At 50.4% G+C, this 14,616-nt stretch carries 14 protein-coding genes; 5 read left to right on the top strand and 9 right to left on the bottom strand.

Features of this window, described 5'->3' with window-relative positions:
- Positions 1-318: 318 nt before the first annotated feature.
- From Q4491_RS17630 to phhA, 4 genes are all read right to left on the bottom strand, one after another.
- Positions 319-1,512 (bottom strand): cystathionine beta-lyase, encoded by a 1,194-nt coding sequence (locus Q4491_RS17630; protein ID WP_192014241.1) that lies wholly within the window; start codon positions 1,510-1,512, stop codon positions 319-321.
- 126 nt (positions 1,513-1,638) lie between these two features.
- On the bottom strand, positions 1,639-2,403 hold the full coding sequence (locus tag Q4491_RS17625; protein ID WP_218386591.1) for a hypothetical protein: 765 nt from the start codon (positions 2,401-2,403) through the stop codon (positions 1,639-1,641).
- 410 nt (positions 2,404-2,813) lie between these two features.
- On the bottom strand, positions 2,814-3,155 hold the full coding sequence (locus Q4491_RS17620) for a 4a-hydroxytetrahydrobiopterin dehydratase (RefSeq protein ID WP_027254207.1): 342 nt from the start codon (positions 3,153-3,155) through the stop codon (positions 2,814-2,816).
- Positions 3,148-3,960, bottom strand: coding sequence for a phenylalanine 4-monooxygenase (gene phhA / locus Q4491_RS17615; protein ID WP_192014547.1), 813 nt, complete (start codon positions 3,958-3,960; stop codon positions 3,148-3,150). Before phhA ends, Q4491_RS17620 begins: the two co-directional genes overlap by 8 nt.
- A 516-nt stretch (positions 3,961-4,476) precedes the next feature.
- Between phhA and Q4491_RS17610 the strand changes: the two genes are divergently transcribed.
- The 4 genes from Q4491_RS17610 (at position 4,477) to Q4491_RS17595 (ending at position 9,423) form a co-directional block, all read left to right on the top strand.
- Positions 4,477-5,607 carry a homogentisate 1,2-dioxygenase gene (locus tag Q4491_RS17610; RefSeq protein WP_303459449.1) on the top strand — a complete coding sequence of 377 codons (1,131 nt, stop codon included), beginning with the start codon at positions 4,477-4,479 and terminating at the stop codon, positions 5,605-5,607.
- Positions 5,608-5,661: 54 nt separating this feature from the next.
- The gene (locus Q4491_RS17605) at positions 5,662-6,684 is read left to right on the top strand and encodes a fumarylacetoacetate hydrolase family protein (protein ID WP_303459446.1); all 1,023 of its coding nucleotides are present in this window, start codon (positions 5,662-5,664) and stop codon (positions 6,682-6,684) included.
- A 12-nt stretch (positions 6,685-6,696) separates the two neighbouring features.
- Positions 6,697-7,335: a maleylacetoacetate isomerase gene (gene maiA / locus Q4491_RS17600; protein ID WP_192014249.1), complete on the top strand. Its 639-nt coding sequence runs from the start codon at positions 6,697-6,699 to the stop codon at positions 7,333-7,335.
- A gap of 72 nt (positions 7,336-7,407) precedes the next feature.
- Positions 7,408-9,423: an acetoacetate--CoA ligase gene (locus Q4491_RS17595; RefSeq protein WP_303459442.1), complete on the top strand. Its 2,016-nt coding sequence runs from the start codon at positions 7,408-7,410 to the stop codon at positions 9,421-9,423.
- Positions 9,424-9,508: 85 nt separating this feature from the next.
- On the opposite strand, the gene Q4491_RS17590 is transcribed toward Q4491_RS17595, so the two are convergent.
- The 3 genes from Q4491_RS17590 to Q4491_RS17580 form a co-directional block, all read right to left on the bottom strand.
- Positions 9,509-9,982, bottom strand: coding sequence for an NYN domain-containing protein (locus tag Q4491_RS17590; RefSeq protein ID WP_218386585.1), 474 nt, complete (start codon positions 9,980-9,982; stop codon positions 9,509-9,511).
- 148 nt (positions 9,983-10,130) lie between these two features.
- Positions 10,131-10,979, bottom strand: coding sequence for an S-formylglutathione hydrolase (fghA, locus tag Q4491_RS17585; protein ID WP_192014253.1), 849 nt, complete (start codon positions 10,977-10,979; stop codon positions 10,131-10,133).
- Between the two features lie 75 nt (positions 10,980-11,054).
- A complete protein-coding gene (locus tag Q4491_RS17580; protein ID WP_192014255.1) occupies positions 11,055-12,203 on the bottom strand; it encodes an S-(hydroxymethyl)glutathione dehydrogenase/class III alcohol dehydrogenase in 1,149 nt (382 codons plus the stop codon).
- A gap of 142 nt (positions 12,204-12,345) precedes the next feature.
- On the opposite strand from Q4491_RS17580, the gene Q4491_RS17575 reads away from it, so the two are divergent.
- Positions 12,346-13,248 carry a LysR family transcriptional regulator gene (locus tag Q4491_RS17575; RefSeq protein ID WP_303459437.1) on the top strand — a complete coding sequence of 301 codons (903 nt, stop codon included), beginning with the start codon at positions 12,346-12,348 and terminating at the stop codon, positions 13,246-13,248.
- A gap of 30 nt (positions 13,249-13,278) precedes the next feature.
- Here Q4491_RS17575 and Q4491_RS17570 read toward each other — a convergent pair whose 3' ends face one another.
- A complete protein-coding gene (locus Q4491_RS17570) occupies positions 13,279-13,761 on the bottom strand; it encodes a hypothetical protein (protein WP_303459434.1) in 483 nt (160 codons plus the stop codon).
- Between the two features lie 108 nt (positions 13,762-13,869).
- Positions 13,870-14,460 carry a helix-turn-helix domain-containing protein gene (locus tag Q4491_RS17565; RefSeq protein ID WP_192014262.1) on the bottom strand — a complete coding sequence of 197 codons (591 nt, stop codon included), beginning with the start codon at positions 14,458-14,460 and terminating at the stop codon, positions 13,870-13,872.
- Positions 14,461-14,616: the final 156 nt, after the last annotated feature.

The following is a 14,616-nucleotide window of genomic DNA, read 5'->3' as shown; positions in this document are numbered from 1 at the left end:
AGAGCGTACCACTTTTAGCAGTTGGCTTCCTCTTCTACACCTTCCCATGAATGTCGCACTTATTATCTGAAATCGGGCCTACACCATATTCTGAATCCATGCTGGTACAACCCGCCAGTACCCATGTCCCAAACAATACTAGAGATAATTTTTTCATGGCCCTTCTCCTTTTCGTTCAGCCACAAGTGACCCAATCAGGTCGTCTGAATAAATTTTAGCCTATTTCAGAAACTTACCTACAATGTGTTCAGTATTTCTCAACAGCCAGAGACAGAAAAGGCCACATCAAGTGGCCTGTCATCATGAAGGTGAGGAATCTTACTCAGCCGTCAGAACTGCGTTCAGCCTTTCGAATCCTTTTTCCAGATCCCGAATAAGATCATCGCAATCTTCTAATCCGATATGAAGACGTAAAATCGGACCTGCAAAAGCTTTTTTCTTCGCGGTACGCAGTTTATTAACATCTTCACTGGCCAGGATCAGGCTTTCGAAGCCCCCCCAGGAATAGCCCATACTGAAATGTTCCATGCCATCCAGCAATGCTGTCAGTGCTTCGGTATTGCCCCGGTTAAGCACGACAGAAAATAATCCGTTACACCCTTTAAAGTCCCGAAGATAAAATTCATGCCCTTCACAACTCGGCAGTGCCGGATGTCGTACATGATCAACTTCTGGTCGTTCAGCCAGCCAACGGGCCACTTTCAGGCTGCTCTCCTGATGCTGACGCAGACGCACGCCCAAAGTACGCAGTCCCCGCATCGCCAGATACACGTCATCGGGAGAGGTACACTGTCCCATCAGATAGCTGTGTTCACGTAACTGATCCCAGCAACGTTCATTGGCCGTTGCTGTACCTAACATCACATCTGAGTGCCCGACGATATACTTAGTCGCGGCTTGAATGGAGATATCAACACCATGTTCAAACGGCTGAAAATTGATAGGCGAAGCCCAGGTATTATCCAGCATGACAACAATATCATGCTCATGGGCGATGCGCGCAAGTGTAGGGACATCCTGCACTTCCATGGTGATGGAACAAGGCGACTCTAAAAACAACACTGTAGTATTCGGGCGGATTAAGTCCCGGATTCCTTCGCCAATTACAGGGTCATAATAGGTGGTTTCGACGCCCATTTTCGCAAGCACTTTGTCGCAAAAATCCCGCGTTGGCTCATAAGCGCCATCGACCATCAGAACATGATCGCCCGTTTTTACAAATGACAGAATGGCATTAGAAATCGCAGCTGTACCACAAGGATATAACGCACAACCCACACCGCCTTCCAGCTCAACCATGGCATCCTGAAAAGCAAAATGCGTATTGGTGCCGCGGCGGCCATAAAAAAGCGCTTTATTCGCCCTGTTGGCGGTGGCGTGCTTCATCTCTGCGACGGAATCAAACACTATGGTGGAAGCGCGGCTAACCGGGGGGTTCACTAATTGCTGAGTCCACTTTTTCGAGCGGCCAGCGGTGATGATTTTAGTATCTAATGCTTTCTTTTCTGCCATGCTGTTCCCAATGCCTGTCATTCATCCATTTAACCGATAAAGCCATTGCAATCGCAATGGCTTCTTACATCACATGACGTTATCACACTTGCCTTGTGTTTGGGTACAGCGCAGTGACTGTGTCAGTTATCTTATTGCCGCATAAGATATATCATTCGCGATTGGCGCTGGCGCAGTCTGCGGGCGCGTCTGAGGTTTAGGTTGAGGCATCACCACAGCCTCTGGATCCACCATCTCAAGATGTGCACGATAATTCAGGCATTCGCGCATCACTTCTTGTTCATCAGCCACTTTCGCTGTCAGTACTGTCAACAACACGGCTTTATAGGCAAAGTGTCGATGTAACTCTATGGCCAGATTGGCAGAACAGGGTTTGTCGCCTAACGGACGCAGAACCTGCAACGCCTGCCGCTTCGGGTAAAGCTGAAAAACATTGTGATTGATGCCATTTGCTTCCCTGATCTGGTTTCTGATCTCGCATCGCGACACCGGACTGTAATACCCGTAGTCTTCTTCACCGGCCACACGCTTGAGATAGGCGTGATGCAGATGGGTCATGGTGCCATGCAAGGCGGGCAGGCTGAGAAAGATAATGTCTTCATAGTCTTCACCCAGGGTTTGAAAAATCCCCCGCGTTTGCGGCACAAAGCCATGGTTGAGCAAACAGGTGATAGACTTCAGGCCTGCCATATATTGCGTCAGCACCGCCAGCATAGCCGTATAAAGTTCAGGTGGTTCAGTGATATTTTCGCGGATATTTTCGTGAAGTGTCTGAAGTTTGTACTCCAGAAACTGTACAATCTGATGGTTCAGCTTCATCTCTGCGTCATACATAGCGCCGCCCCCATTTCTGTTATTGTCCGGATCATACCGACCCGTGATACGCCACATTGCTTTACCGGTATTCCTCTTCCTGTCAAATCGCAAAACCAGGACAAGAATGTGATCTTTATCATGCAAATAAAGTGCCGGGTAACGGTTACGGGGAAGCGAGCCTGTTTCAGGTGTGAGCTGTAAACTTTTGTGACTTGCGTCGCATTTTGCAAGGCGAAATGCAAAACACGGTCCAGGCAGGAACATCAGAGGTACAGCAAGACTTTCTATTCGCGCAGTGTGGATCAAGATGCCTGCTGAATCGGTACACAGACAACTTCGGACAAAAATTCAGCACACCAAAATGTCAATAAACCTGACACAGCAAAACCGTACAACCTGTAGCATAAAACAAAAAAAGCGCCGGCAATCAGGCGCTTAGCGCTTATTCATTACTCACTGACGTGTTTTGTGAATCAATAAGGTGTTTAATTTTCAAACAGACGATCTGTTTTCGCGGCACAGATAAAGTCGTTTTTATGCAGCCCTTTAATTGAGTGACTCCACCAGTTTACCGTCACTTTACCCCACTCAAGTGTAATGGTTGGGTGATGAAATTCTTCTTCAGCCATCTCTGCCACCTGATTGGCAAACGCCCAGGCCAGCTTAAAATTCTTAAACTTATACGCCCTTTCCAGTTGTTTGATACCCTCAACATTGAGCACCTCCCACTCTGGAATCGCTTTCGTCAGCTCAACCATTTCATGGTCTGTCACCATAGGGGCGTCAATTTGACAGGCTTCACACTTCAATTCAGTTAAATCAGACATATTCCCCAACTTGCTCCTTGTTCTTCGGCGGGTACAAAGGTGCATGCAAACCCAAAGACTGGGCCTGATGAACCATACTCATGATGTCTTGATGTGCCAGCTCAAACAGTTGCTGTATACCATCAATCTCAAAATAAATCGGTTGCATGATGTCAATACGATACGGTGTGCGTAACACATCAACAGGATCAAACACTTTGTAAATCGGTTTATCGCTGGTCATCGCATATTCGGTTTCGCCCGGTGAAGACAGAATACCGCCACCGTAAATCCGGCGCTCACCGTGCTGGCGCATCAGACCAAATTCAACCGTAAACCAGTACAAACGCGCAAGATAGACCCGCTCTTCCTTGGAAGCAGCAAAGCCTAAACGACCATAGGTATGAGTAAATTCTGCAAAGGCCGGATTAGTCAGCATGGCGCAGTGACCGAACACTTCATGGAAAAAGTCAGGTTCCTGCAGGTAATCAAATTCTTCACGACTACGCAGGAATGTGGCCACTGGAAACTGTTTATTTGCCAGCAGCTTGAAGAAGCGGTCAAAATTAATCAGCGCCGGCACTTCAACACACTGCCAGCCTGTGCTTTTCATCAGCACCTTATTCACTTCCGCCAGTTGCGGTACACGATCAGCAGGCAGATTCAGCAGTTCCAACCCTTGAATATATTCGTCACAGGCCCGGCCTTTTATACAGCTAAGCTGTCTTGTCACCAAATCGTGCCAGATTTGGTGCTCATCGTCAGACCAGTGAATGAAGCCGTTTTCATCCGGCTGTTTCGATACATACTTTGTCGCTTTGCCCATAAAACAACCTTCTATGTCTCTCTGCCTTGCCTTGGCAATCATCAGCTCAACGGTCTGTTTCTCCGGCTCAACCATTGGCGAGCTGCGAATAAACAACAGATAAGTCTGGAGCTGTCCCTTCTCGTTTAAGGGTAGGCGTTTTAGGGATCGCAATGGAACCATCTGAGTGGAATCGCACAACCCATACAGTGTAACAATAATTTTACATACCCCTGATTGCTCAGCTCCTGTCAGGCCAGATTGAAAAAACGAAGCAGAGCACCGACTTAGACCATCAATAAGAACATACAGTTATGTAAAAAAAACCGCACACTTTGCAAAAGTGAATATTGCTTGAGGGGTTGCTTGTTAAGTCGCTCTCAACCAGAGTTAAAGCAGAAGGTTAACACTATGTTAAGCCAGATATGCCGATACTCGGCCATCAGAGTTTTCAGGGCGTCTGGCACACAAGGATAGGGACAGTGGGTTTGTCGCTGCAGACAAACGCAGGCTGTCATCGTCAATGAGGACCCAAAGATGCGTCACTGGTTTCAATTTCCGATTATAGAAGGTAAAGCCTCACGTCAGGCCCACTGCGACTTGCCGGAAGGTACGTATGAACGTGAATGCGGTAAAGAAGGCTTCTTTGGCCCTGCAAGCCACATGTATCACAGCAATCCGCCTACAGGCTGGGTAGAGTGGGACGGCCCCTTGCGCCCCCGCGCCATAGACACGACCCGCCTTGAGCAGCCGGGTGAATCGCCCTGGGATGCCTCTTTGGTACTGTTCAACAACCAGTTGAAACTCAGAGTCTGGAATACCACCCAAAGCATGAACCATCTGGTCCGTAATGGTGATGGCGATGAAGTGCTTTTCATTCATCAGGGCAGCGGCCAACTGTATTGTGATTATGGCCACCTGACCTTCACAGAAGGTGACTATATCACCATTCCCCGCGCCACCAGCTGGCGCATAGAGGTCGACGAACCTGTCTCGATGCTGTTGATTGAAGCGACCAACGGCGGATACCAGATGCCGGATCGCGGTCTGGCAGGCCAGCATGCCGTGTATGACCCGGCGGTACTGGAATACGCACGCATTGATGACGCCTTTCTCGCACAGCAAAATAATAATCAGCGCTGGCAAGTCAGGCTCAAAGCCCGCGATCAGATGAATACCATCACCTACCCGTACAACCCTCTTGATGCGCAAGGCTGGAAAGGGAATCTGACCGTCTTCAAACTGAACTGGCGTGATATTCGCCCGCTGATGAGCCATCGCTATCACCTGCCGCCGTCAGCACATACCACATTCGTCGCGAATGGTTTCGTCATCTGTACTTTCGTGCCTCGTCCGATCGAGTCTGATCCGGGCGCATTGAAAGTGCCTTTCTATCATAACAATGACGACTACGATGAAGTGCTGTTCTACCACAAGGGTAACTTTTTCAGCCGCGACAACATTGAAGCCGGCATGATCACCCACCACCCCTGCGGCTTCTCGCACGGCCCGCACCCGAAGGCTCTGGCGGCCAGCCAGTCGCAGCCGAAAAAAGAAACCGATGAAGTGGCGGTGATGATCGACACCCGATATCCGCTGGAAGTCGCGGATCTGCCGGAAGGCGTTGAAAACAAAGATTATGTCTATTCCTGGATCAACCGTAAGTGATCAACAGGCGAAAAAACAAGCATTAGATTTACATTGTAAAGTAAGGAGTAAAACGTGAAATTAGCTTCTTTAAACCAAGGCCGTGACGGACAACTGATTATCGTTTCACGTGATCTCACTCAAGCCGTACATGCACACGACATCGCGCCGACGCTGCAATTTGCTCTGGATAACTGGGATCAGGTCGAAGCGGATCTGCAACATCTGTATCGCAATTTAAATGACGGTATTGCCAATGATGTCTTCCCGTTTAACCCGGCACATTGCGCCTCTCCGCTGCCACGGGCTTTTCAATGGGCGGACGGCAGTGCCTATGTCAACCATGTGGAATTAGTCCGCAAGGCACGCGGCGCAGAAATGCCGGAAAGCTTCTGGACCGATCCCCTGATGTATCAGGGCATGTCAGATGGTTTTCTTGGCCCGCATCAGGACATTGAAATGGCCGATGAAAGCTGGGGAATCGATTTTGAAGGTGAGATTGCGGTTATCACCAATGATGTACCAATGGGAACACGCACTGAAGAAGTACACGGCCACATCAAATTGCTGATGCTGGTCAATGATGTGTCGCTGCGCAATCTGATCCCCGCAGAGCTTGGCAAAGGCTTTGGTTTCTTTCAGTCCAAACCGGCTTCGGCCTTTTCTCCTGTGGCTGTCACACCGGATGAACTGGGCGAAAGCTGGCATGACTACAAAGTGCATCAGCGTCTGAGCGTACACCTGAATGATGAGCTGTTCGGTGAACCCAATGCCGGTGTGGACATGACCTTCAACTTCGCAGAGCTGGTGCAACACGTGGCGAAATCCCGTCATATCTGCGCGGGCACCATTATCGGTTCCGGGACTGTTTCTAACGTTGATCGCTCCAGCGGCTCCTGCTGTCTGGCCGAACGCCGTATGCTGGAAATTATCGATCAGGGACAAGCCGTTACGCCTTTCATGAAGTTTGGCGACAAAGTCAAAATTGAAATGTTTGACGACAACGGTGACTCCATCTTTGGCGCGATTGAACAGACAGTGGTGAAATACCAGCATCAGTACGATCCTGCCGATCTGAACCACCACCAGCCAGTTTAACCAGGAGGCCGGATGACGCTTTATGACTATTTCCGCTCATCCGCCGCCTACCGGGTGCGTATTGCGCTCAACCTGAAAGGGTTGAGCTATACCAGCCACCCGGTGTCTCTGGTGGATAAAGCGCAACAATCACCGGCTTATCAGGCCATCAATCCGTCTCAGCTGGTGCCGACACTGGATACGGAGACTGGCCAGCTCAGCCAGTCACTGGCCATCATTGAATGGCTGGAAGACACCCACCCTGAGCCTGCTCTTCTGCCCCGCGATCCGTGGCAAAAAGCACAATGCCGCGAACTGGCACTGAGTATCGCGTGTGATATTCACCCGGTTAACAACTTGCGCATCCTCAACTATTTAACGCAGGACTTGGGTGTGAGCCAGGAAGATAAGCTAACCTGGTATCACCATTGGCTGCACCAGGGCTTGTCTGCGCTGGAAGCCCGAGTAGCGGCAAGGCAAACTCACCAGCCCAGTACCTTCTGTTGTGGCGACACGCCCTCGCTGGCCGATATTTGTCTGGTGCCTCAGCTTTATAATGCGCGCCGGTTCGAGCTTGACTTGTCCCCCTACCCGACGCTGGTCAGAATCGATGCTGCCTGCCAAAAACTGGCTCCTTTTGAGCAGGCTCACCCGGATAATACGCCACAATAAAAGCATCAAGGCGGCATGCAGGACGCCAGGTCTGCGATTAAGACGTAAGCCATCACGATAAGGACGATAACGATGAGCATGCAAGACCATCATCTGGAAGAAGATCAAGCGCCAATTCTCTGGCAGCCGACCAAAGACAGTATTCATGACAGCTTGCTGTACCAGTTCATGGTGAATCTGAGCGAGCAGGAAGACACCCTTTTTCACGACTATCAGCAGCTTCACCATTGGTCTGTCACGCACAGTGAACAGTTCTGGGATCGTCTGTGGGACTTCTGCGGCGTCATTGGTGACAAAGGCAGCAGAGTGACAGACTGCCCCCCAGGCAGCACAGAGCCGGCTAAAGACACCCTCTGGTTCCCGGATGCCCGCCTGAATTTTGCTGAAAACCTGCTGGCCTACGCCAAACAGGCACCGGAAACAGCGGCTATTGTGTTTCATTGTGAAGGACAGGCAGAGCGACGCCAGCAACTGAGCTGGCAAAACTTGTATGATCAGGTCTCACAGCTCAGCCAGTACCTGCGCCAGCAAGGCATCTCACAAGGGGATGTCGTGGCCGGTTATCTGCCGAATTTGCCTCAGACACTGATCGCCATGCTCGCCACCAGCGCAATTGGCGCGATCTGGACGTCGACCTCGCCGGACTTTGGGGTCGACAGCGTGGTAGAGCGCTTTGGCCAGACCTGCCCGAAACTCCTGTTCGCGGCCGATGGGTATTTTTATAACGGCAAAAGCCACAGCTGCATCGATAAAGTCAATGCCATGCTGACGGAACTGCACAGCGTAGAGAAAGTGGTGCTGATTCCATTTACTGACATGCCGCCGCCTGCTGCGGAGCCGTTAACTGAACGCTATCAATACTGGGATGACGTGCTAGCCACGTGTCAGCCAGCGGCAATCCTGTATGAACAGGTTGAGTTTAATCATCCGCTTTACATACTCTACTCTTCCGGCACCACGGGAAAGCCCAAGTGTATTGTTCACAGTGTCGGTGGCATTTTGCTGAATCATCTGAAAGAACACATGCTGCACAGCAATGTCAATAAAGGGGATCGCCTGTTCTATTTCACCACCTGTGGCTGGATGATGTGGAACTGGATGGCCAGCGGGCTAGCGGCTGGTGCGACCCTGGTGCTCTACGAAGGTTCTCCTTTCTATCCGGACGGTAATGTGCTGTGGGATATGGCCGATCAGGAAGGCGTTACCCTGTTTGGCACTTCAGCCAAATATCTCGAAGCACTTGAGAAAAAAGGCTACCAGCCTAACCAGACCCACCGGCTGTCTGGCCTGCGAACCCTGTGCTCTACCGGCTCTGTGTTAGCGCCGGAACAGTTCGACTATGTGTATCGTGCTGTCAAATCTGACTTGCAGTTAGCCTCTATTGCCGGTGGTACTGACATTTGTGGCTGCTTTGCGATTGGTAACCCTCTCAGCCCTGTGTACCGCGGAGAATGCCAGGGTCGTGCATTAGGCATGGATGTACAGGTTTATGATGACAACGGAAAGCCGGTGATTGACGCTCAGGGCGAACTGGTGTGCTGTAACAGCTTTCCGCATCAGCCCGTTGGGTTCTGGAATGACGAAGGCGGTAAGCGCTATCACAGTGCGTACTGGGAGGTTTATGCCAACACCTGGCACCACGGTGATTTTGTTCAGCTGACCCGTCACGGCGGCTTAGTCTTCTTTGGCCGGTCCGATGCGGTGCTCAATCCGGGCGGTGTGCGCATCGGGACAGCGGAAATCTACCGTCAGGTCAATCCTATGGACGAGATTACCGACTCCATTGTGATCGGACAAAACTGGCAGAATGACGTCCGTGTAGTGCTCTTTGTTCAGCTTGCCGAAGGACAACAGCTCGACGACACGCTGCAGGCCCGGATTCGTCAGCGCATCAAAGAGCATTGCTCGCCACGTCATGTCCCGGCGGTGATTCTGGCTGTCACCGACATTCCGCGCACTAAATCAGGCAAGCTGGTTGAACTGGCGGTGCGTAATGTGGTGCATCAGCAGCCGGTGAAAAACGTCGGCGCGCTGGCCAACCCGGAGGCGCTGGAACAGTACAAAAATCGTCCAGAACTGATGCTGTGATCACCCCTGAACATCACTCTGGAAACAAAAAACACGCCTGTAAACCGGGCGTGTTTTTTTATCATCAACCAGTGAACCTGGTTTACTAAAGTAGCAACGCATCATCAATGGGAACGAATGTACTGGCTTCGTTAATCAAAGAGGCTGCCGTCAAGTCAGGCACACCAAACAGCTCAACCTGCTTACCTTTATCAACTCGCAGTTTATTCAGCAACAGATCAAAATCGCCATCACCGGATACCAGCACCACCACATCGGCCATGCCCGTGTGCTCCAGTGCATCAATGGTGATGCCAACGTCCCAATCACCTTTTGCCGAGCCGTCAGAGCGCTGAATAAAAGGCTTCAGTTTAACCTCAAAACCAATGGCCCGCAGGATGTTCTGAAACTCTTGCTGCTTACGATCACCACGGTCAATGGCATACGCGAACGCGGCGACCACTTCCCGGTCTTTGGTCACTTTGGCCCAGAAGGCGTTGTAGTCAAAGTTTCGCTGATAACTCTGCCGGGATGTGTAATATACGTTTTGCACATCCACAAATATGGCCACTTTTTCCATTCAGTTACGTCCTGATTAATGAAAGTTCGCTGCCTGAATCAGCAGCGTTTGGGCAATACTACCTTGTAAGGAAGTCAAGGCATAGCAAACCGCCTTATCAGGGTACGCTGAAAACGTACCCTGCAGTGGCTCGCGCTGTCATCAGGCCTTAGTTGCGACCGGTCAGCAGATAACGGGCATGAAAGCGCAGATGATCTTCAATGAAGCTGGCAATGAAGTAGTAACTGTGGTCATAACCGGGCTGCATGCGCAGTTCCAGCGCGGAATCATGCAATGCGGCGGCGGCTTGTAATGCCTCAGGGTGCAGTTGCTCTGCCAGGAAGTTGTCTGCATCGCCCTGATCAACCAGCATTGGCAGCGAAGCCTGTCCCTGACGTAACAGCTCACAGGCATCATACTGACGCCAGTCTTCTTTATTGTTGCCCAGATACGCCTGAAAGGCTTTTTGCCCCCAGGGGCACACCATAGGATGGCTGATTGGACTGAACGCCGATATCGAACAGTACTTATCGGCATTTTTGAGCCCTATGGTCAGGGCGCCATGACCCCCCATACTGTGACCCGATATCGACTTCAGGCTAGATACGGGAAAATGGGCCTCAATGAGCTCAGGCAACTCCTCCACTATGTAATCGTACATCCGGTAATGCTTGTCCCATGGCGCCTGAGTCGCATTCAGATAAAAACCCGCGCCTTTACCCAAATCATAGTTATCATCATCCGCCACATCGTCACCGCGCGGGCTGGTGTCCGGTGCAATCAGGGCAATGCCTAATGCTTCCGCTACACGGAACGCTCCTGCTTTGTGCATAAAGTTTTCATCGCTGCAGGTCAGGCCGGATAACCAGTACAGTGCCGGCACCTTATTGGATGCACTGGCCGACGATGGCAGGTACACAGCAAAACGCATCTGGCAATTCAGCGACGATGATCTGTGAGTATATTGCTTATGCCAACCGCCAAACACTTTGTTCTGACTGAGATTGTCGAGGCTCATAGGTGAATCTCTCCGTATTGGTATCACCGCACCTTGCCGTGCGGTGTGATCGTTAACTTAGAGTAGCAACAGCAATTATTTATCCATATGGACGACACTGCGAATACTCTTGCCTTCATGCATCAGGTCAAACGCCTCATTGATTTCATCCAGTCCCATGGTATGGGTGATGAACTCCTGCAGGCCAAATTCACCCGCCAGATACTGCTCAACAATGCCCGGCAATTGCGAGCGACCTTTCACACCACCAAAAGCAGAACCGCGCCAGACCCGGCCAGTCACCAGCTGGAACGGACGGGTAGAGATTTCCTGTCCGGCACCAGCCACACCAATGATCACCGATTCGCCCCAGCCCTTGTGGCAGCATTCCAGCGCCTGACGCATCACATTCACGTTACCGATACACTCGAACGAGAAATCCACGCCGCCGTCTGTCATTTCAACAATCACTTCCTGAATCGGTTTGTCAAAATGCTGCGGGTTGATCACATCCGTCGCACCCAGTTGCTGTGCCAGCCCGAACTTACTTTCATTGATATCAATGCCGATAATACGGCTGGCACCGGCCATGCGCGCACCGATAATGGCCGATAAGCCAATGCCACCCAGACCGAAAATTGCAACCGTATCGCCTGCTTTGACTTTCGCCGTATTGAGCACAGCGCCCATACCTGTGGTCACACCACAGCCCAGCAGGCACACTTCTTCCAGCGGTGCCGCTTTGTTCACTTTCGCCAGAGAAATCTCGGGCAGCACAGTGTATTCCGAGAACGTGGAGCAACCCATATAGTGATAAACCGGCTCCCCATTGATAGAGAAACGCGTGGTGCCGTCCGGCATCAAACCTTTGCCCTGGGTTTCACGCACGGCCTGACACAGGTTGGTTTTGCCCGAGGTACAAAATTTACACTCACCGCACTCAGCAGTGTACAGCGGGATCACATGATCACCCACGGCGACGCTGGTCACGCCTTCACCCACCATTTCAACAATGCCACCGCCTTCGTGGCCCAGAATCGCCGGGAAAATCCCTTCCGGATCATCACCTGATAACGTAAAGGCATCCGTGTGGCAAACACCTGTCGCCACAATGCGAACCAGCACTTCACCGGCTTTCGGCAGCTGAACGTCGACTTCTTCCATTTTCAGCGGTTCACCCGCAGCCCAGGCGACAGCCGCTTTTGATTTGATTGAGGTTTGACCGGGTTTCAGTTCCAGCGTCATGAAATCTTCCTTATTGTTGAATGAGATACACAGCTTTCATTCAGTATATCTCTGAACATCCCAGAAATAATTACCGATTCTGGCAAATCATTTTTACGGTTGTGTAATAATCAATACTTTGGAATCAAGCACGGAATACACCATGGCAAACTGGGAAGGCGTCAGTGAATTCGTCGCCGTGGCAGAATCGAGCAGTTTCACACTGGCCGCCAGAAAACTGTCCACCTCGGTGGCTCAGGTCAGCCGCCGCGTCGCGGCGTTGGAAGATCGGCTCGCCGTCAAACTGCTCAACCGCACCACACGTAAAGTGACGCTGACGGAAGCCGGAATGCTGTATTTTCAGCAATGCAAACATTTGGTGGACGGACTGGAACAGGCAGAGCTGGCTGTCACGCAGATGCAAACCACTCCAAAAGGCTTGGTGCGCGTAACCGCCCCCGTCACCTACGGCGAGCTACACCTCGCGCCCCTGATCAATCAGTTTTTAGAACAATACCCGCAGGTCGACGTCGAGTTGGTGCTTACCAACCAGAAACTCGATCTCATTGAATCCGGCGTTGATCTGGCCATACGCTTAGGGCGGCTGGAAGATTCCACGCTGCTGGCCCGCAGGCTGTCGACCCGGCAATCTTACGTCTGTGCCAGCCGCGATTACCTCGACAGGCACGGCGAACCCCATACCCTGTCGGAGCTGAGTAAACACCAGTGTTTAGTTGGCTCAGTGGATGTCTGGCGCTTCAAAGACAAACAACAATCCAGAGCACTGCGTATTTCAGGCCGGCTCAAGTGCAACAGCGGCTTTGCCCTGCGTGATGCCGCGAAACGGGGGCTGGGCTTAATCCAGTTGCCCGATTATTACATCCAGCAGGATCTGGAATCCGGCGAGCTGATTGAAGTGCTGGCCCAGTACCGCGATGACAAAGAAGGCATCTGGGCATTGTTTCCGTCCAGCGTCCGGCTGTCACCGAAAGTAAGGCTGTTGGTGGATTTTCTGGTGGAGGGTTTGAGTCAAGGCTCATCACCCGATAGCCTTTCACAACACTGAAGTCGGGTTGCACTGCGCCTGACAACAGTATCATTGAACTGCATCGGTCAGGTTGGGAATGTCTGGCAGCTTGTCATGAAAAGCTCCCTTAGCCGCCATAAAGCCAAAGGTATAAGGGGCAACTTTCAGACCTTCCCGTGCTCTGACATCCTGACTTTCGCGCAGCTTATTGAACATCCAATCATCTAACTTATGCATGACTTCCAAAAACTCCTCGTGCGTCAGCTCTGCTTTTAACGTCATCAAAAAGGCCTGATTGTCTTCATGCCAGAGAAACTGGCGACTGAAGTGGCGTAGGGACAGCGAGTACATGTCTAAACATTGTGCGGGTATGTCGCGCTTGAGTTCAGTGGCAAATTCAGCATTTTTCGAATGCTCGCCGGATACGTTTTGCTGGCACAATGTATGGTCCGCCCCGTTTTTGTTCTTTGGCGTGATCCGGGTCGGTTGTCGGCACTTCCGGCGCCGACAACCTGAAAATTCGTTCTGAATTTTCCCTCGTATTTTAAACATTTGAGGTTCTGGTTCGTTATTGGACAGACACGATTTGAAACTCTTGTGTCAAATCTTTCAGATAAAATTAAAAAATTGAAACTTTGAACGTTTGTTAGCAGTTTTCGATCATAGTGGCATAGGGTGCAGTTCAGCGTGATCTGTAGTAATTTTTATCCCTTTATCGACTTTGATGATCACACCATCACCTACTACTAATGTCGTCTCATCTAGTTCTACCTTCACACTACCCGTTACAACCGAAGCTGTGTCTGTCCCCCAAAGTTCATCAGATTCGACTTCAAAAGTGATCCCTTCCGGCACAAATATTTCTACATTACCGCTATATAGTTGATAGTTATTTTCATCAGAGCTTTCTATATGATCAGCACTAATTTCTATATCAAAAGCCATTGTAGGCTGCACAATAAACAATATACCACTGACAAAAATGACAATAATTAAAGACCACATTGCAGCCAGTTTCGTTTTGATATTTATCTCGAATGAATTTCTCTTGGTCTCTTCGTGTACAAGTAGTTCATTGGCGTCTAATTCAAAACAAGCCGCTAATGCCTTCACTGTTTCAGGTGAACCTGTACCTTCTTTCTCAACTCGTTGAATTGTTCTTAAACTTAAAGCACTTACATCAGCTAAATGTTGTTGACTCCATGCCCTTGATTTACGTTCATTTAATATTTTTTTAGTATTAACCTTCATCACACATCCATCCAACATCTCATTTGAGACCACAGCGTATAATAACTCAAAATTTCATATACGACAGTTTAATGCCAATAATACGTCAAAGGTGTGACAAGCTGCTAACGCCGCACTCAGCCGCGGCTTGCTTTACGCACTGGACAATGCCAGCTT

The sequence above is a fragment of the Photobacterium sp. 2_MG-2023 genome, from assembly GCF_030547675.1.
Taxonomy (GTDB): domain Bacteria; phylum Pseudomonadota; class Gammaproteobacteria; order Enterobacterales; family Vibrionaceae; genus Photobacterium; species Photobacterium arenosum.
Note: the sequence above shows the minus strand (reverse complement) of the source record. Positions and strands in the feature narration are given on the sequence as shown.